General features: G+C 73.0%; 18 protein-coding genes. 9 read left to right on the top strand and 9 right to left on the bottom strand.

Annotated features, from left to right (window positions below):
• Positions 1–59 precede the first annotated feature (59 nt).
• Positions 60–3047 carry a serine/threonine-protein kinase gene (locus N4G63_RS22655; RefSeq protein WP_260789890.1) on the top strand — a complete coding sequence of 996 codons (2988 nt, stop codon included), beginning with the start codon at positions 60–62 and terminating at the stop codon, positions 3045–3047.
• A gap of 13 nt (positions 3048–3060) precedes the next feature.
• Here the strand turns inward: N4G63_RS22655 and N4G63_RS22650 are convergent, their stop codons facing one another.
• Positions 3061–3312 carry a TonB-dependent receptor gene (locus N4G63_RS22650; RefSeq protein WP_260789889.1) on the bottom strand — a complete coding sequence of 84 codons (252 nt, stop codon included), beginning with the start codon at positions 3310–3312 and terminating at the stop codon, positions 3061–3063.
• 164 nt (positions 3313–3476) lie between these two features.
• Here N4G63_RS22650 and N4G63_RS22645 point away from each other — a divergent pair, with 164 nt between their 5' ends.
• Positions 3477–4235: a hypothetical protein gene (locus N4G63_RS22645; protein WP_260789888.1), complete on the top strand. Its 759-nt coding sequence runs from the start codon at positions 3477–3479 to the stop codon at positions 4233–4235.
• 15 nt (positions 4236–4250) lie between these two features.
• Positions 4251–4862, top strand: coding sequence for a hypothetical protein (locus tag N4G63_RS22640; protein WP_260789887.1), 612 nt, complete (start codon positions 4251–4253; stop codon positions 4860–4862).
• Between the two features lie 18 nt (positions 4863–4880).
• On the opposite strand, the gene N4G63_RS22635 is transcribed toward N4G63_RS22640, so the two are convergent.
• Complete coding sequence (locus N4G63_RS22635; RefSeq protein WP_260789886.1) at positions 4881–5981, bottom strand: glycoside hydrolase family 43 protein; 1101 nt, start codon at positions 5979–5981, stop codon at positions 4881–4883.
• Positions 5982–6262: 281 nt separating this feature from the next.
• Between N4G63_RS22635 and N4G63_RS22630 the strand changes: the two genes are divergently transcribed.
• Together N4G63_RS22630 and N4G63_RS22625 are read left to right on the top strand one after the other, a co-directional pair.
• Positions 6263–7405, top strand: coding sequence for a sialidase family protein (locus N4G63_RS22630; protein WP_260789885.1), 1143 nt, complete (start codon positions 6263–6265; stop codon positions 7403–7405).
• Between the two features lie 10 nt (positions 7406–7415).
• A complete protein-coding gene (locus N4G63_RS22625) occupies positions 7416–7673 on the top strand; it encodes a MoaD/ThiS family protein (RefSeq protein WP_260789884.1) in 258 nt (85 codons plus the stop codon).
• A 149-nt stretch (positions 7674–7822) separates the two neighbouring features.
• Here the strand turns inward: N4G63_RS22625 and ylqF are convergent, their stop codons facing one another.
• Positions 7823–8854: a ribosome biogenesis GTPase YlqF gene (ylqF, locus tag N4G63_RS22620; RefSeq protein ID WP_260789883.1), complete on the bottom strand. Its 1032-nt coding sequence runs from the start codon at positions 8852–8854 to the stop codon at positions 7823–7825.
• Between the two features lie 166 nt (positions 8855–9020).
• Here ylqF and aroQ point away from each other — a divergent pair, with 166 nt between their 5' ends.
• The 4 genes from aroQ to N4G63_RS22600 all read left to right on the top strand — a co-directional run bounded on the left by aroQ (position 9021) and on the right by N4G63_RS22600 (position 12974).
• Entirely contained in the window at positions 9021–9467 is a 447-nt protein-coding gene (gene aroQ, locus N4G63_RS22615) for a type II 3-dehydroquinate dehydratase (protein ID WP_260789882.1), read from the top strand.
• Between the two features lie 139 nt (positions 9468–9606).
• Positions 9607–10416 (top strand): DUF1521 domain-containing protein, encoded by an 810-nt coding sequence (locus N4G63_RS22610; protein WP_260789881.1) that lies wholly within the window; start codon positions 9607–9609, stop codon positions 10414–10416.
• Between the two features lie 111 nt (positions 10417–10527).
• Entirely contained in the window at positions 10528–12270 is a 1743-nt protein-coding gene (locus tag N4G63_RS22605; protein ID WP_314600340.1) for a hypothetical protein, read from the top strand.
• A 158-nt stretch (positions 12271–12428) separates the two neighbouring features.
• Positions 12429–12974: a hypothetical protein gene (locus tag N4G63_RS22600; protein WP_314600339.1), complete on the top strand. Its 546-nt coding sequence runs from the start codon at positions 12429–12431 to the stop codon at positions 12972–12974.
• Between the two features lie 108 nt (positions 12975–13082).
• Here N4G63_RS22600 and N4G63_RS22595 read toward each other — a convergent pair whose 3' ends face one another.
• The 6 genes from N4G63_RS22595 to N4G63_RS22570 all read right to left on the bottom strand — a co-directional run bounded on the left by N4G63_RS22595 (position 13083) and on the right by N4G63_RS22570 (position 18262).
• Complete coding sequence (locus N4G63_RS22595; RefSeq protein WP_260789878.1) at positions 13083–13784, bottom strand: DUF6683 family protein; 702 nt, start codon at positions 13782–13784, stop codon at positions 13083–13085.
• Complete coding sequence (locus tag N4G63_RS22590) at positions 13784–14911, bottom strand: TolB family protein (protein WP_314600338.1); 1128 nt, start codon at positions 14909–14911, stop codon at positions 13784–13786. The genes N4G63_RS22595 and N4G63_RS22590 overlap by 1 nt, the downstream gene beginning before the upstream one ends.
• 112 nt (positions 14912–15023) lie before the next feature.
• Positions 15024–15710: a hypothetical protein gene (locus tag N4G63_RS22585; protein WP_314600337.1), complete on the bottom strand. Its 687-nt coding sequence runs from the start codon at positions 15708–15710 to the stop codon at positions 15024–15026.
• Between the two features lie 232 nt (positions 15711–15942).
• The gene (locus tag N4G63_RS22580) at positions 15943–16689 is read right to left on the bottom strand and encodes a GNAT family N-acetyltransferase (protein WP_260789875.1); all 747 of its coding nucleotides are present in this window, start codon (positions 16687–16689) and stop codon (positions 15943–15945) included.
• A gap of 56 nt (positions 16690–16745) precedes the next feature.
• Complete coding sequence (locus N4G63_RS22575; RefSeq protein WP_260789874.1) at positions 16746–17054, bottom strand: flagellar biosynthetic protein FliO; 309 nt, start codon at positions 17052–17054, stop codon at positions 16746–16748.
• On the bottom strand, positions 17042–18262 hold the full coding sequence (locus N4G63_RS22570) for an EscU/YscU/HrcU family type III secretion system export apparatus switch protein (RefSeq protein ID WP_314600336.1): 1221 nt from the start codon (positions 18260–18262) through the stop codon (positions 17042–17044). The genes N4G63_RS22575 and N4G63_RS22570 overlap by 13 nt, the downstream gene beginning before the upstream one ends.
• Positions 18263–18312: the final 50 nt, after the last annotated feature.

The following is an 18312-nucleotide window of genomic DNA, read 5'->3' as shown; positions in this document are numbered from 1 at the left end:
TTGCGTTGAACCCTTGCGTTGAACCCGCCAGCCCGCCGCCACGCCACCGAGTTGCCGCCATGCAGCGCCCCAGCCGCGACCCGCAACACCTGCGCCGCCTGAACGCCCTGCTCGAGCAGGCGCTGGCCCTGCCCGTGGCCGAGCGCGGCCCCTGGCTGGCCGGCCGCGGCGACGACGACCGCGACTTCGTGCCCGAGCTGGCGCGCATGCTCGAGCGCGCCGCCGCTGAAACCGATCAGTTCATGCGCCGCCCCGTCGCCGCGGTGATGGATGCGCTGGACACGGCCGAGAGCCTCGACCAGGCGGGCGACCTGATCGGCCCCTGGCGCCTGCTGCAGCCGCTGGGCGAAGGCGGCATGGCCACCGTGTGGCTGGCCGAGCATGCCGACGGCGCGCTGGCGCGTGCGGTGGCGCTGAAGCTGCCCCACCCGGGCTGGAGCGCCGGCCTGGTGCAGCGCATGGCCCGCGAGCGCGACCTGCTGGCGGCGCTGGCCCATCCGCACATCGCCCGGCTGTACGACGCGGGTGTCAGCAGCAACGGCCGCCCGTGGCTGGCGATGGAGCATGTCACCGGCGAGCCGATCGACCGGTACTGCCAGCGCCATCAGCTGCCGCCGGCGGCGGTGCTGCACCTGGCGCTGCAGGTCTGCGATGCGCTGGCCCACGCCCATGCGCGGCTGATCGTGCACCGCGACCTCAAGCCCGCCAACATCCTGATCACCGAGGGCGGCGAGGTTCGCCTGCTCGATTTCGGCGTGGGCAAGCTGCTGCAGGGCGACGGCCAGCACAGCCCCGCGCCGCCCACGCTCACCCAGGCCATGGGCGCTGCGATGACGCCCGACTACGCCAGCCCCGAGCAGGTGGCCGGCCAGCCGGCCACGGTGGCCACCGATGTCTACTCGCTGGGCGTGGTGCTGTACGAGCTGCTGAGCGGCCAGCGCCCCTACCGGCTGCAGCGCCGCAGCGCGGCCGCGCTCGAGGAGGCCATCCTTGCGGCCGATGTGCCGCTGGCCAGCCGCCGCTGCAGCGACCGCGCGCGCTCCCGGGCACTGCGCGGCGATCTGGACGCGGTGCTGGCCAAGGCCCTGGCCCGGCCCGTGGCGCAGCGCTACGCCACCATCAGCCTGCTGGCCGACGACCTGCGCGCCTGGCTCGGCGAGCAGCCGGTACTGGCCCAGGCGCCCACCCGGCGCTACCGGTTGGGCAAGTTCGTGCGGCGCAACCGCTGGCCGGTGGCCATGGTGGTGGCGGTGGCGCTGTCGCTGCTCAGCGGCCTGGGCCTGGCGCTGTGGCAGGCCCAGGCGGCGCGGCTGGAGGCCCAGCGCGCGCACCAGGCGCGGCAGTTCATCACCAGCCTGCTGCGCGAGGCCCAGCCGCGCCAGGGCCAGGCCGCGGGCGGTGCGCTGAGCACGGCCGATCTGCTGGCCCGTGCCGGCGAGCGCATCGACAGCGAGCTGGCCGACGACCCGCGCCTGGCCGCCGAGCTGGGCATCCTGATCGGCGAGCAGCTCGATCTGCTGGGCGAGCCGCAGCGCGGCGAGAACGTGCTGCGCGAGGCCGTGCGCCGCGCCCAGGCCCAGCTCGGGCCGCGGCACCCGCTCAGCGTGCACGGCCGCGCGCTGCTGGCCGGCAGCCTGTCGGTGCAAAAGCCCGACGAGGCCCTGGCCCTGGCCGAGGCCCTGGTGCCCGACGCGCTGGCCGGCCTGCCGCAGACCGCGGGCGATGCGGTCGAGGCGCTGAGCCTGCTGTCGTTCCAGCGCGCCAAGCTCGACCAGGTGGCGCCGTCGATCGCGCTGCTGCAGCGCGCCGCCGCGGTGGCCGAGCAGCACCTGGGCCGCGAACATGAGCAGACGCTCAGCACGCTGGGCCTGCTGTCCAACACCCACGGCCGCTTTCGCCAGTTCGAGCGCCAGCTGGCGGTGGCCGACGAGGCCATGCAGCGCGCCCAGGGCGCGCTCGGCTCGGCGCGGCCGCACAACACGCTCAGCGCGGTCGAGCGCTGGTACGGCGAGGCCTTGCGGCGCAACAGCCGGCCGGGCGATGCCGTGCCCATCCTGCGCCGCGTGGTGGCCGACCAGCAGACGATGGACGGCGCCGACACGCCGCGTGTGCGCAACGCCCTGTACCAGCTGGGCCTGGCGCTGGCCGAGGCCGGCGCGGTGGGCGAGGCCCTGCCGCTGATGCGCCAGGTGGTGGCCATGGAGGCGCGGCACAACCCGCTGTTCAACGAAGACCGCATCAACCTGCGCAACGCCCTGGTGGTGGTGCTGGGCTTTGCCCGCCGCGGCGCCGAAGTGGAGGCCGTGCTCGACGAGCTGCAGTCCCTGCACCGCGAGGCCCAGCCGGCCTCGCCCGCCCACGGTGCCAGTGCCGCCAACCTGGCCCAGCTGACCCCTGACAGCGCGCGGGCCGTGCTGGCCAGTGCCCGCATGGCCCGGGTGATGGCCTACCGTGGCCGCTTTGCCGCGGCCGAGGCCGAGCTGGACGGGCGCCTGGACGCGCTGGCCCGCGCGCAGCCGCCCGAGCCCGCCCTGCGCAGCGATCTGTGGCAGGCGCTGGCGCTGACCGCCCGGCTGCGCGGCCAGACCACGCTGGCCCTGCAGCGCGCCGAGCGCGGCTGGGCCGATCCGGCCCTGCGCGAGGCTCGGCCCGACAGCCGCGCCGCCCTGGCCGCCGAGCTGGCGGCCGCCCGGCTGGCGCGCGGCGATGCCGCCGGGGCGCTGGCCATCAACCAGCAGGCGCTGGCGCTGTTCAGCCAGGCCCAGGTGGCGCCCTCGCCGCCGTCGGCCACGGCCTGGATCACCCAGGCGCGGCTCGAGCTCGGCGCCGGCCGGCCGGCCCAGGCACTGGCCCTGCTGGCGCCGCTGGTGGCCGCCTGGGCCGAGGCCAACCCCGGCAGCGACTGGCATGCCGAAGCCCGCCATTGGCAGGCCGTGGCCCTGGCCGCACTGGGCCGCCACGACGCCGCGCGCGCCGAGCGCCAGGCCGCGCAGCCGCTGCTGCAGGCCTCGGCCGTGCCGGCCCTGCGGGCGCTGGCCATGCGCTGAGCGCCCGCCGCCGTCACAGCCACAGCCGCCAGCCCAGGTAGAAGCGGTGGCCGATCGCGTCGTAGGTGCTGGCGTCGGTCTCGGTGCCGGTCACCGTGCCCGGCAGGCCGGTGATCACCGGCGGCGCCTGGGTGTCGAACAGGTTGTTCACGCCGGCGTAGAACTGCTGCTGCTTGCGCCACTGGTAGCTCAGCTGCAGGTCGAGGTAGGTCTTGCGCGGCACCCGGGCAAACTCGCGCGCCACGCTGTCAGGCCACACCTCCACCGCGCGGAGGACAGCCGGGCCGCAGGCCGGCGGCGGCGCTGTCCGGGCGCGCCGGGCGGCTGCGTGATACCGGCAAGCCCTGGTGCCCGACACCGCGGCGCCTGCCCGCGGCCCGCCGCGCCCCAGCCTCGCCACCCCCACCCCGCCTGAGCCCCGCACAGCCCATGAAAACCGTTCTCCAGCACATCCTGCAACGCAAGCGCGCCTATGGCCGGCTGCCCTTCTTCGACTTCTTGCGCGACGACACGCTCAGCGTGCGCCAGCGCCTGGCCTTCTACCCCTGCATGGCCAGCTTCATCATGAGCTTCGGCGATCTCAACCGCCATGTGCTGCGCGTCGAGCCCAGCAGCGACCCGCACCAGCAGATGCTCAACGCCCACAGCCACGAGGACGACCACCACTGGCCCTGGTACCTCGAAGACTTCAGCAAGCTGGGCCACGACACGCCCACCACCCCCACCGCCTGGCTGCGCTTTCTGTACAGCGACGCCTGCGCGCGCAACCGCATGCTGTCGCATGAGCTGGCGCACCTGATCTGGGGCGCCACGCCGCGCGTGCGCCTGGCCGTGGTGGAGGCCATCGAAGAAACCGGCAACGTGCTGTTTGCGCTGACCACCCCGCTGGCCGAGCGCCACACCCGCAGCACCGGCGTCACGCTGCGCTACCTGGGCGAGTTTCACTTCGCGCTCGAGTCGGGCCATGCCATGAACAGCGACCACGCCGAGCTGGTGTCGATCACGCTCGACGAGGCCCAGCGGGCCGATGCCCTGGCCCGCTGCAACCGCGTGTTCGAGCTGTTTGGCGCCTGGGCCGACGAGCTGCACCGCTACGCGCTGGCCCGGCTGGCGGCGCCGGGCCCGGCCCACGGCCTGCACGCGGCGGCCGCGGCGGTGGCCGCGGCAGGCGCACCGGGCTACCTCTGAATGGCGGCCCGCACCATGCACGCCGCCGCCGTCAAACCAGCCCGGGCCCGCCACCCGGCCGGCCTGGCACCCGCAGGCCGTGCACCCGCAGGCCGTGCACCCGCAGGCCTGTCCCCCGGCGGCCGGCGCGGCAGCGTGCTGGTGCTGGTGCTGGTGGCCCTGTTGAGCGCCTGTGGCGGCGCGGAAGGCGACGACCCTGCCGAGCCGGTGGCCCGCTACCGGCTCGGCAGCGCCAGCCCCAACACCCATGTCGGCGAGCTGCAGGTGAGCAGCCTGGACGATGTTCACACCGAGCTGCGGCCGCCCGACGCCTTCTCGGCGCAGCCCTACTGCCTGGTGCGTTACCAGGCCCGCGCGCCGCTGCACGGCGACACGCGCTACACCGTCAACATCGCCTTCAGCGCAGCCGATGCCCAGGTGCTGGCCGTGACCCTGGGCCACCGCGCCAGCGCGTGGTCGGTGGCCGCGTTCAACGTGCCGGCCGACCAGGCGCAGATCGACCGGGCGCGCCGCCAGGTGCAGCTGCAGGCCCTGCGCAGCACACAGGGGCTCGAGATGGGCTGGCACGCCACGGTCAGTGGCCAGGGCCGCTATCCGCCCGCGGCGGGCACGGCGGCCTGCGGCTGAGACTGGCGCGCGGGCGGGTCAGGCCTGCGGTGCCAGCGGCTCGGGGTCGAGGTCGAGGTCGACACGCTGGCGCAGCAGCTCGAAGCGGTGGCCCGCGTCGCGCAGTTCGTAGAGCTTGCCGCGCGCGGCCTTGAAGGGGCGGTGCAGCACCAGCAGCCACTGCTGCTCGAAGCTGCGAAACAGCATGCCGTGGCCCGAGCCGCGGCCCAGCCACTTGGGCCCCTGCGTCCACGGCCCGAACAGCTCGCCCGAGGGCGAGTGCGCCACGGTCTGGAAGTAGCCGTCGCTGCCCCAGCTCGACCACAGCATGTGCAGGCTGCCATCGCCGCTGCGGTAGAGCTGCGGGCCGTCGGTGACGATGGCACCGATGCCCTGCTGCGGCAGCGCGTGCGGCGAGGCGTCGCCGCGAAACAGCAGCCGCGGCGGCCCGCTGGCGCGCAGATCGTCGCCCAGCGGCACGGCCGACATGGTGCCCACGCGCAGCTGCACCCACTCGTGCGCGTACACCATCCAGGGCTGGCCGCGGCGGTCCTGGAACAGCGTGCCGTCCAGCGTCATCAGCTCGGGCGGGGCCACCGGCTCGCCGCCATGCAGCAGCGTGAACGGCCCGGCCAGCGTGTCGGCCGCGGCCAGCACCGTGCCACGGCGGTGCAGCGGCCGGCCGGTGGGCGTGCCGGTGGCCGCGCCGGCCGAGGGGCCTGCCGGTGCCGCCGGCGCGGGCAGCGCCAGGCGCTCGTTGTGCACGGTGACGAACATCACCCAGCGGCCGCGCCAGCGGTGCACCTCGGGCGCCCAGCCGCCGGCATCGGCCCAGCCGCCCGGCGGCAGGCTGAACACCACGCTCGGCCGCGTCCAGTGCCTGAGGTCGCGGCTGCGGTAGGCCATCACGCCCACGCCGGGCACGCCGCTCACCGCCTCCTCGTTGCTGGTGTAGAGCCAGTAGGTCTGGCTGGCCGCATCGGCCACCATCCACGGGTCGTGCAGCGGCATCTGCGGCAGGCTCAGCGGTGCCGCCTCGCCGGCCCCTGCCGCCACCGAGTCACGGCTCCAGCAGCCCGCCGTGCCGCCCACCACCACGCCGGCCATTGCCGAGCCCATCACCAGACTGCGCCGCTTCACTGCCCTTGCTCCGTCCACGCTCCAGCGGGCATCATCGCGCCGCGCGGGCGGCCCGGCAGCGCCGGTACGCCGCCGGCGCCAATCGCTCAGAATCTTGCGCGATCGGGCGGCGCTGCCACCGGCACGGGGCATGGGCATGGGCATGGGCATGGGCATGGGCCGTGGCCCGGGCCTGTCGAAATGCCGCCGGCCCGATCGTCGTGTGCCTGTGCCGGCCCAAGCCGCCCTGCGCGGCCGCTCCGGCGCAGCCCACCCGGCAACCTCTTGATCAAGGAGCAAGCGTGACCCACCCCTCCCCCACCCGCCTGCTGCTGCTGGTGGCCACGCGCAAGGGCGCCTGGCTGCTGCACGGTGATGCCGAGCGCGCGCACTGGACGCTGGACGGCCCGCACTTTCTGGGCCACACCATCAGCCACCTGCAGCTCGACCCGCGCGACGGCCGCACCCTGCTGGCCGCGGCGCGCACCGGCCATCTGGGGCCCACGGTGTTTCGCTCCAGCGACTTCGGCCAGACCTGGAAAGAGGCGCGCCAGCCGCCGGCCTTTGCCAAGCCCGGCAACGGCCTGCCGGCGCGTGCGGTCGACCACAGCTTCTGGCTCACGCCGGGCCATGCCAGCCAGCCCGGCAGCTGGTATGCCGGCACCTCGCCGCAGGGCCTGTTCCGCTCGGAAGACGGTGGCGAGAGCTGGGCTCCGCTGCCCGCCATCAACGACGACCCGCAGTTCCGCGCCTGGATGGGCACGGTGCAGGACGGCACGCCCGACGGCCCCAAGCTGCACTCGGTGATCGTCGACCCGCGCGACGCCTCGCACCTGCTGTTCGGCATGTCGGGCGGCGGCGTGCACGAGTCGCACGACGCCGGGCGCAGCTGGACACCGCTGATCCAGGGCATGGAGGTGGTCGAGGGCGTCGACGCGGCCGACATCAGCTGCCACGACCCGCACTGCATCCGCCTGTGCCCCAGCCAGCCCGACCGCCTGTACCAGCAGAACCACTGCGGCATCTACCGGCTCGACCGGCCCGGCCGGCAGTGGCAGCGCATCGGCCGCAACATGCCGGCCGAGGTGGGCGACATCGGCTTTCCGATGGTGGTGCACCCGCACGATGCCGACACCGCCTGGGTGTTTCCGATGGACGGCACCGACGTGTGGCCGCGCACCAGCCCGGACGGCCGCCCGGCGGCCTATCGCACCCGCGATGGCGGCCAGAGCTGGCAGCGGCTGGACGCCGGCCTGCCGCAGCAGCAGGCCTGGTGGACGCTCAAGCGCCAGGCCATGACCGTGGACGCCCTGGCCGACCCGGCGCTGTACCTGGGCACCACCAGCGGCGAGCTGTGGATCGGCCACGCGGGCGGCACGCGCTGGGCCAACATCGCCCGCCACCTGCCCGAGATCTACGCGCTCGAAGTGGCGGTGCTGCCGTGACGGGGCGGCCGTGAACGTGCTGGTGCCCGGCGCGCTGCGCAGCTACACCGGCAGCACGCGGCTGCAGGCCGATGGCGCCTCGCTGCTGGCGCTGTTTGCCGAGCTCGACCGCCGCTACCCCGGCCTGCGCTTTCGGGTGGTGGACGAGCAGGACCGGCTGCGCCCCAACATGCGCATCTTCGTCAACGGCCAGGGCGTGCGCGACCTCACGCACGCGCTGCAGCCCGATGACGACGTGGCCATCGTGCTGGCGCTCAGCGGGGGGTAACAAGCTGTGAATGAACCTGCTGCGCGGGCACATGGCGGCCCTGCGCGACTCGCCGTACGGGTGTACGGCTGCGTTGCTCGAACCACCCTGAGCCCGCTCGCGACGGTTCCTTCACACCTTGTGAGCCGGCGCCGGGCGGCCCGTCGCGCTCAGGCCGGCGCCGGCCCGGCACCCGTGGCGGGTTCGTCAGCCGGCTCGTCGGTGGGCTCGTCGGTGGGCTCGTCGGCCGGCGTCACCAGGCGCTCGCCGGCGCCCGGCCCGCGGCTGGGCTTCTTGCCGGCCAGGCGCGCCGCCTTGCGCTCGGCGCGCTCGGCGTCGCGCACCTGGCCTTCGGCCCACCAGGCCGTGAACTCTTCGGGAGTTTCCAGCGTGATGCGGCCCCAGGCACCGCTGCGAAAGTCGTTCAGCGCGATCTCGGCGGCCTTCTGCAGATCGATGCGGCCACCGGCCATCAGGGCACCGCGCCGGCGGCCGATCTCGGCCAGCAGTTCGTCGTCGGTCAGGCCCTCGGTGCCGGCCAGCTTGTAGCGTGCCACCAGGCGATCGGCAAAGGCGCCGCGCACGCTGCCCAGCAGCGCGGTGGCCACTTCCTGCTCGTCGTAGGCATTGCGGCCCACGCTGCCGCCGGCAGCCAGGTGGTAGCCGCTGCGCTCGACGGTGATGCGCGGCCACAGCATGCCGGGCGTATCAAACAGGTAGAAGTCGTCGGCCAGGTTGATGCGCTGCTCGATCTTGGTGATGCCGGCCTCGTCACCGGTGGCGGCGCGGCGCTGCCCGACCAGGCTGTTGACCAGGGTGCTCTTGCCCACATTGGGCACGCCGCAGATCAGCACCCGCAGCGGCTTGGTCATGCCACCGCGGCGCGGCACCAGCTGGCGGCAGGCGGCAATGAGGGCGCGCGCCGGCGCGGCGGCGCTGGCGTCCAGGCCCAGGGCCTGCGTTTGCGCCTGGGCCTGAAAGTGCGCCAGCCAGGCCGCGGTGCGCCCGGCATCGGCCAGATCCTGCTTGTTCAGCACCTTCAGCGCCGGCTTGCCGGCGGTCAGCTCGGCCAGCAGCGGGTTGCTGCTCGAGCCGGGCAGGCGCGCATCGAGCAGCTCGATCACCACGTCGATCTCGGGCACGCGCTCGATGATGGCCTTGCGCGTGGCGTGCATGTGACCGGGAAACCATTGGATGGACATGCGAGACCTGGCTGCGCTGCAAAGGGGTGGCGGGGGGTGGATTGTCGTTGTTTCGGCGCGATCCGGCCTTGGCGACAATCGCGCCCACGACAGCCGGCCTGACAGGCGCGGCCGGCCGGCCCTGTCGAACCCCCTGCAGCCTCACCGCCCCGCGAAAGACGTTCCCATGAAGATCCTCGTGCTCAACGGCATCAACCTCAACATGTTCGGCAAGCGCGATCCCCGGCAGTACGGCACGGCCACGCTGGCGCAGATCGATGCCAGCCTGGTGGCGCTGGGCACCGAGCTGGGCGCCGAGGTGGCCTGCTTCCAGACCAATCACGAGGGCGAGATGGTCGAGCGCATCCACGCCGCCCACACCGATGGCACCGAGGCCGTGCTGATCAACCCCGGCGCCTGGACGCACTACAGCTACGGCATCCGCGACGCGCTGGCCATCCTGTCGGCGCCGATCTTCGAGGTGCACATGTCCAACATCCATGCGCGCGAGGCCTTCCGCCACCACTCGGTGATCAGCGAGATCGCCAGGGGCCAGATCGCCGGCTTTGGCGTCGACAGCTACCTGCTGGCGCTGCGCGCGGCGGTGTCGGCGCTGCAGGCGGCCCGGGGCTGAGCGGCAGCGGCCGCCGCCTGGGGGTGGCCGCAGCTGCGGCCGACCCGAATTGCGGCTGGCCGCAGCTGGCGCCTTCGTGTGGAAGCGGATGCAATCGGTGTCGCGACCGAAGCATCCCTTTTCAGGAAGGACCCCACACGTGAACGCGATCCAGGCCAACAGCCCCCTCTCGAACCAGGCCATGCTGCCGATCGACCGCAGCAACCCCACCAACGCCAGCACCCAGATGCAAGGCGGCCGCGCGGTGTTCGAGAACGACAACTACCGCATCAGCGCGGGCGACGACAACACCGTCAACATCGTCAACAAGAACACCGGCGAGAGCTACAACGTCTGGGGCGACCCGCACGTCAACATCGACGGCAAACACGCCTTCGACTTCTGGGGCACCACCACCTTCCAGCTGGAAGACGGCACCAAGCTCACCATCGACACCACCCAGGCCGGCAACGGCATGACCCTGGCCAGCAAGCTGACCATCACCAATGGCGACTACGGCGTGCAGATCAGCGGCGTGGACACCAACACCCGCGGCGACCTGAAGATCGACGAGGCCGCCGGCTGGGGCGAAACCCTCGACTGGGTGCGCGACGACGGCAACGTGCTGCACGAGAACCCCGCCGGGCAGGGTTTCCTGGGCATCGACGCCCAGGGCACCATCAAGAAGGTCGACCAGGCCTACATCAACCAGACCGATCTCGACCTGCTGCGCATCGCCAATGCCGGCAACGCCGGCAACCCGCCGGCCCAGGCCACGGTCGACCAGGGCGGCGCGTTCATGGCCCAGCTGTTCAACGCCTTCTCGGGCCTGGTGCAGGCCTCGCTGAGCGGCGCCTTCCTGGGCGCGCTGAACCAGCTGCTCGGCGATGCCGACAGCGGCCGCGCGCTGGAACCCGCGCAGCGCGACAGCCACCGCTTCACGCTGACCATGGTGCGCCTGGAGTTCTGAACCCAGGCCAGCGCCAGCCCCTGCCCGCGTGGCGGGGGCCGAGATGAGGCGCCGGGCGATGGCCATCGCCCGGCCGACCCCGGCCAGGCCGGGTCAACCCAAGGACATGCCGTGACACCCGCACTCGACACCGCCCGCACGCGGTCCAGCGAACCCGCGCCCACCACACCCGCCACCGACAGCACCGTGTTCGCCCAGCGCGGCGACCACTGGGCCGACCTGGCCGAGCGCCATGCGGTGGATGAACAGGCCCTGCGCGCGGCCAACCCCACCCTCTCGGACGCCCTGAGCCTGGCGCCGGGCCAGGCCGTGCGCCTGCCCGACCGGGCCGAGGCGGTGGCCAGCGTCGGCACGGCCGGCATCAGCGCGTCAAGCGTCGGCACGGCCGGCATCAGCGCGTCAAGCGTCGGCACGGCCGGCATCAGCGCGGCCGGTGGCCGCGAGGGGCTGGTGCAGGCGCTGCAGGACAAGGCCTATCAGGCCGGCCGAGCGGCCCCCCAGGCGGCCTTTGACGGCACCGTTCTGCGCGCCGTGCCCACCTCGTACGAAGCCGGCGCGCTGGACCACCGCTATGGCGGCCCGGGCCGCAGCAACGCACGCGGCCAGGGCATGCTCTACACCGCACCCGACCCGACCGCCCTGCTGCGCGAGAACGCCGCCTACGCCCGGGCCGGCGAGCACCCGCTGGCCCTCAAGAGCGTGGTTGAAGTGCACTACACCGCCACGCCCGACGCCCAGGGCCGCGGCGGCGTGGCCGACATGGCCGAAGGCGCGCGCCGGCAGGGCCTGCCGGTCCAGGCACTGACCGAGCCCAAGGGCGGCAGCCAGCCCGGCTGGCTGCACCAGCTGACCGGCGAGCATCCCTACACCCTGGCGCAACAGGCGGGCAAGGGCGCCTCCGACAGCGGCGCCAGCGCGCTGCGCGCCCCGGCCGCGGTGGGCGGCGAGCAGATCGACATCGTCTCGCGCAACACCCGGCCCGATCAACTGCAGCCGGCCGCCGTGACACGGCATGACGCCGACGGCCGCGCGGCGCCGCGCGTGCCGGCCACCGGCGTGGTGCACGACATGCCGGCCGATGCACGCCGCTACCGCGATGGCCCGCTGGACAAGCCCGCCGGCGCGCGGCCGCCCACCGAGGCGGCGCCAGGCCAGCCCGGCCAACGCCAGTTTGCGGCCACCGATGTGGCCGGCCAGGCCCTGGCCGCCGCCAACGAGGGCCTGGAAGGCCGCGCCGGCTCGCGCATCGACCGTGTCCGCCAGCACCTCAGCGGCGCCCGCGACGGCTACCCCCGCGCCGCATCCACGCGCTATGGCGCGGCCGGCGGTGCGGCCGCCACGCTGGTGGATGCCGGCCTGCGCGCGGCACGCGGCGAGTCGGTCAACGGCGCCCAGCTGGCCCAGGACACGGCCGTGCAGACCACCGTGGGCGCAGCAGCCGCCAAGGGCGTGGACGCCCTCACGCCGCGGCTGGGCCTGGTGAAGGCCGGCGGCGCGGTGGGCGCCCTGGTGCAGGCCGGGGCCAGCGGCTACACCAACGTGCAGGCCTACCGCGCGGGCACCCTCAGCGGCAGCCGGGCGGTGGCCAACACCGTGGTCGACACCGGCACGGCCGCCGCCGCCGGTGCCGCCGGCGCGTGGGCCGGCGCGGCGGTGGGCTCGGTGGTGCCCGTGGCGGGCACCGCCATCGGCGCCGTGGTGGGCTTTGGCGTGGGCCTGGGGGCGCACTACGCCATCGGTGCGCTCGACCGCGCCACCGGCGTCACCCAGGCCGCCAAATCGGCGCTGGCCAACGGCCTGCAGTCGGCCGGCGACGGCCTGTCCAGGGCATGGAATGCCATCACGCCTTGGTGAGGCGTGGGCCGCACCGTCCCGCCTTGGTGAGGCGTGCGCCGCACCATCACGCCCTGGTGAGGCGTGGGCCGCACCGTCCCGCCGTGGTGAGGGTGTGCAGGCTCGGCCCGCCCTGGTGAGCGCGCGGCGCGCCATCCGGCCCTGGTAAGGTGGCCGCCATGCCCGCACTTGCCCTGACCCAGCTGCCGCCCGAACTGCGGGCCCTGCTCGACCAGGCCTGGCCCGGCTGCCCCGAGGCGCAGTGCCGGGCGCTGCTGGCGCCTTGGGCGCATGCCCTGTTTCACGTGGTGTGGCCGGATGGCCTGTGGCCGTGGCAGCCGGCGCGGCGATGGTGGCGCCCGGCCGAGGGCCGCGCGTGGCGGCAAGCCTTCGGGCATCTGCTGGCGGCCCGCCGCGGCAACCTGCTCGAGTCGGGCGGGCCGCTGCTGTTCAGCCCTGAGCAGCCCTTCTTCGACACCCCGTGGACCCAGGCCACGCAGCTGCTGCGCAGCCCCGAGCCCGAGGTCTTCAGCGACGCCGAGTTCTGGGCCATCACCATGCAGCTGTGCGACGGCAACCAGGATCTCGCCACCGCCCACACCCGCGGCTGGGCCCGCGTGATGCGGGCGCAGGGCTGCAGCACCCGGGGATCGCGCCGGCGCGACAACTTCTGGAACGACGAACTGCGCCGCCTGCGCCTGCAGGCCACCGGCACCTTCAGCTGATGCGCTGCGAACTGACCTGCAGCGCGGGCCGTTCATTCACCCCTTGCGGGTGCCGGCGCCTTGCTTCGCGCCTTGCTTCGCGCCTTACTTCGCGCGTTACTTTGCGCCTTACTTCATCTGCAGGCCCTGCGGCGTGAAGCGCACGGTCTCGGCCGCCGGCCCCAGGATGGCCCGCAGGTTCTCGCGCGCCGACTGGCGCAGCTGGCTGGCCACATGGGCCTGCTGCTGCGGCAGCGTCTTGATCGCCACCGCCATGAAGGTGCCCAGCATGGCGCACTGCTCGTAGAGCCGGCGCCGGTCGCCGGTGCTCAGCTCGCTCAGGCGGGTCTGCATCACGGCGCTGGCGCGCAGCTGGTTGCCGGCGGCCGTCACCGCCGCGTCGCTCAGCTCGGTGCCGCTCATCACCATGTAGTTGCCGGCCACCACGGCCGCCACGGCGCCAGGCAGATCGTCCTGCGGCCAGCCCAGCTTGCGCTCGATCTGCTGGTACACCGGCATCAGCCGGGTGTAGACCTTCTGCAGCTGCTCGCGCTGGCCTTGCGGCGCCGCCTGGGCCAGCTCGGCCGCGCTTTGCGCCACCCGCGGTGGGCCCAGCGGCAGGCGCGCCACCGCGGCCGCCGGCCGGGCACCGCTGCGGGTGGCGTTGATCATGGCCTCCTGGTTGAGGAAGCTGTTGCTGATGAAGTTGGACATCGGCGCCGCGTAGGACTGCGCGAACTCGATGTACGGGTAGTTGGCCAGCGCCAGCGCCGGTGCCATGGCCACGGCGCCGAGCAGGCCGCGGGCGATCAGGGCGCTCACCCGCTTCATCACGACAGCCACTTGAAGCGCGAGCAGCTGCTCACCCACTGCGCGCTGCCGGCGGCGGTGGCCTGCACGCGAACGGCCAGATCGGTGCGCAGGCTGCTGCGGCCGATGCGCTGGGTGGCGGTTTGTGCCGGCACCACATAGACCGGGCTGACATCGCAGCCCGTCGTGCCGATGATCCTGGCGCCACCGTACGGGTCATCGGGCCACACCGGCGCGCTGGTGGCGCCATTGACGAACAGGGCAAAGGCCAGCCAGTTGCCGTCGGGCGACCAGACCGGGCTGCCAAAGCTGTGCGCAACGGGGTCGGTGGCGTCGGCCACCTCGGTGATCTTCTTCAATGCGCTGCCGTCCAGCCGGGCGGTGTAGACATGCGTGTCCACCGTGGCCGCATTGCCGGCCCGCGCTTCGTTCCAGGTGAAGGCCACCTGTGTGCCATCGGGGCTGACGACCAGGTCGGATTGGCCCGCGACCGCCGCGCTGCCGCTCGCGTCATTGGCCGGCAGATCCAGCGTGGCCAGCAACTGGGCGGTCGACTCGCCCGGCCCTGAGGCATACAGCTTGCGCCCCACCAGGTAGACATAGCGGCCGTCGGGCAGCCAGGCCTGCGGATCGGCCACCACGCTCTCGCCATCCAGCAATGAGCCGCGCTTGACCGTGGCCAGCGTGCCGGCGTCCAGCACCGTCAGCCGGGTCTCGAAGCTGGGCAGGCCGCCGTCGATCTGCGCCAGCAGGTACTTGCGGTCCTTGCTCAGCTTCAGGTCATGCGAGCCCAGGCCGGCCGTCAGCGTGGCGGCCGTGCCCAGCGGCTGCAGCGTCGTGCTATCGAACTGCTGCAGCGGGTAGCCGGCATTGGTGTCGCGGTTCCAGCGCAGCAGCAGGCCGCCATCGTCGCTCACCGACCATTCGTCGCTGTCCACCGTGCTGCCCGCCGTGTGCGGCAGCTCCTGGCGCTGGCCCGTCGTCAGGTTGAGCAGCACCGCCTGCGAGCCCAAGGGCGCGTTCATCAGCAGGCGGCCCGGCAGGGTGGTCTTCTGGTAGCTGGTGAACGCGACACCCGGGGTCTGCGACGGGGTGGACGGCGCGGCGGCGTCACCACCGCCGCCGCCCCCGCCGCACCCGGCGAGCAAGACGGCGATGGACAGGGAAAGTTGTCGGAAGTTCACCATGACGGATCCATGATCTGAAAGGACAGAAGCCCAGGGCGCCGTGAGGCGCCCTGGGCTCGGAGGGAGCAGTGGATTACTGCTTGCGGGCCACGCTGGACATGGCTTCACCGATCGACTTCAAGGCCGTCGACATCGTGTTCTGCAGCAGGTTGAACTCCTGCGTGGTGGCCTGGAACTCGGCGTTGAGGGTCTGCATTTCCTTGGCCGCGGCCTGCTGGGCGTCGGAGCTGCCGCCGGTCTTGGTCTGCGTCATGCGCTGCGACAGGTCCACCAGCTTGGCGGCCCGGTCACCCATCACGCTGCCCATGGCCTTGGCAATGGCCACCAGCCAGCTCTCGCCGCTCGCCTTGCCGCTGCTGCCCTTGCCTTCGCCCTTCAGCTCCTTGGTGGCTTCGGCCACGATCTGCTTGGCGGCGTCCTGGATGAACTGGGTCATCCAGTCACCGGCGATCTCCTTGGCCTGGCCCGCCGCTTCCGGCGTCACGCCCTGCTGGCTTTCGCCCAGCATCTGCTGCACGGCTTCCTGGATCTTCGACTTGACCTCGTTGGCCAGGAACTTGGGCATGCCATGTTCCTTTTGCAGCGTGTCGACGGCCTGCGTGGTGGCCTCGCCGACGGCTTGCTGCAGCATGCCGCCGATGGCCTGGCCGATCATCGAGCCGAGCGGCCCGCCCAGCACGCCACCGACGATGCCGCCCACGGCGCCCAGGATGCCACCCGAGCCGCCACCGCCCAGAATGCTGCTGACTGCTGATCCCATGTTGATCTCCAATTGAAAGTTCAGGTTCGCGGCGCAAGGCGCCGCAGGAATGGATGGATTGAGACGGAGAGGCATTGATCCCGGGTGCGACCGAAGCTGAACGGACCGGTATCGCTGCATGTCTTGTCGTCAAGGTTCGGCATGCAAACTCTGCGGCGTGGACAGGATGGATTAAACGGGGCAACGGGCAGGGGGGCCATTCAGGGCTGGCACTATTTCGAGATGTGAGCGGCTAGGGTTGACCGCACTCGGCGGCCACCGGCAGTGGCTGGGACGCGCCGCCGCGCAGCGTGCGCAGCCGCTCGCGCAGGCGCAGCGAGCGCACCTGTGCCCAGGTGCCGGCCTCCAGCGCATGGTGCTGCGACAGCTGGCCCTCGTAAGGGGCCAGGCCACGCAAGCCAAAGCCCAGCGCCTGCAGGCAGGCGCGGGCGCTGCGGTTGTCGGGGTGGCACACGCCCCACACGCGGCTCAGGCCCAGGGCGGTGAAGGCATGGTTGAGCAGCACCTCGCCGCCGCGCAGGGCCAGGCCACCGCCCCAGTGCGGGGGCATCAGGCGGCTGCCCAGCTCGACATCGTCGCGCCCCACGCCCAGCTGGCTGCTGGCGCGCGAGCGGTGCATGGGCATCAGGCTGAACCAGCCGGCAAAAACGCAGCCACCCGCGGGCCGGGCAGCCGGTGCGGCGGCCGGCCCGGTGGTCGGCCCGGTGGTCGGCCCGGTGGTCGGCCCGGTGGTCGGCCCGGTGGTCGGCGCCTGCGCGGCGCAGCGCCAGATGCCCAGGCCCGGATGGCGCCGGTAGAAGTCGGCCAGGCAGGCCACGAAGTCGCGCGCGCAGGCGGCGTCCTGCAGCGGATGGGTGTCGGTCAGCAGGGCGCGCACGCGGGCATCGGCATGCAGGATCTGGATGTCGGCCGCGTCGCCGGGCAGAAACTCGCGCAGCTGCAGGGTGGCGCTGCGGTGCTGAAAGGGCAGATGGGTCATGGGATGTCGCTGCGCGGTGCACTCCGGGTTTCGTGCTGGGGAGCGGCCCGGCGCACTCATGGCCTGGCGCGGGTGTCGACCGCGGCCGGGGCCGCAGCCGGTTGCGGAAGGCGCGCCAGCAGGCTGATGCCGCCGGCGGTCACGCCCAGCATCCAGCGCTCGCCGGCGTGATCGATCAGCACCACGCGTTCGCGTGCACCCACCGGCAGCGCACGCACGAAGTGCAGCGCCGCGCCGGCATCGGCCGCCGGCTTCAGGCCCAGGGCCTGCAGGCGCCGCCAGCCGCGCAGCAGCCCCCAGGCCAGCAGCAGCACGAAGGCCAGCGCCAGCACCGTGCTGGCCAGGTTGCGCATCAGGTCGGGCATGGCGAGGGCGTTTGCGGGTTGGGGTGCACGGTGAGGTCTTCGCCCGGGGCGGCCCGGCGGCGTGGTGGTGGCGGCGGCGGCGGCGTGGCCGGGTGGCGCTGGTGCGGATCGGCGCAATGCGCCTCCCAGCGCAGCTGCTCGCGCACGCTGTCGGCCCACACGATCACCTCGGCCAGCACGTCAAACAGGTCGGGCGGGATCACCTCGCCTTCTTCGCAGCGCGCCAGCAGTTCGCGCGCCAGCGGCACGTTGCGCACGATGGGCACGCCGGCCTGCTCGGCGGCCTCGCGCATGGCCCGGGCCACATGGCCCTCGCCCTTGGCGCTGACCGTGGGCACCGGGCAGCGGCCGGGCTCGAAGTCGATGGCCACGGCCACATGCGTGGGGTTCACCACCAGGGCATTGGCACCGCGCGCGGCGGCGGCCTGGTTGCGCTGGCTCCACTCGGCATGGGCCTGCTTGCGCTGGTGCTTGAGCAGCGGGTCGCCCTCGTTGTCCTTCATCTCCTGCTTGATGTCGCGCAGGCTCATGCGCAGCTTCTTGGTGTAGCGGTGGCGGGTCCACAGCGTGTCGAGCGCGGCCACCGCGGCAAACACACCCACGGTCCAGGCCAGGGTGCTGACGGTGGCCTGCCACACCAGGCCGCCCAGGTGCTGCACCGGCCGGTCGACGCCCTGGGCCAGGCGCATTGCATCGGGCAGCAGGGTGTGCGCCACGCCCCAGCCGATGGCCAGCAGCAGGGCGGTCTTGAGGATGCCCTTGAACAGCTCCATCAGGTTGTCCAGCGAGAACATGCGCTTGATGCCCTCGGCCGGGTTCAGGTGCGAGAGCTTGGGCGCGAGCTTCTCGAAGCTCATCACCGGGCCGGCCTGCAGGTACTCGACCAGCACGCCCAGCAGGGCCACCGGCACCAGCAGCAAGGCCACCAGCAGCACCGCCAGCTCGGCGCTCTGCCAGCCCAGCATGACCGCCACGTGACCGAACTCCTGCGCCTGCCAGCCCTGGCCGATGCGGGCCAGCAGGCTGTTGCACAGGGCCGCGCTGCGCTCGGCGGCCAGGCCCAGGCACAGCGCACCCATCACCAGCCAGGTGAGCAGCGTGGCGGTGCTGGTGAGGTCCTTGCTCTTGGCCACGTCGCCCTTCTTGCGGGCGTCCTGCAGGCGCTTGGCGGTGGGCTGTTCGGTTTTGTCGCCGCTGTCGTCGGCCATGTCGTCACGACCCGGTGGCCGGGTACTGCTGCTGCGTGGTTCAGGGTTCG

Origin of the sequence: Aquabacterium sp. OR-4 (assembly GCF_025290835.2) — a bacterium.
Classification (GTDB): Bacteria; Pseudomonadota; Gammaproteobacteria; order Burkholderiales; family Burkholderiaceae_C; genus Pseudaquabacterium.
This window is presented reverse-complemented; position numbering and strand designations above follow the sequence as displayed.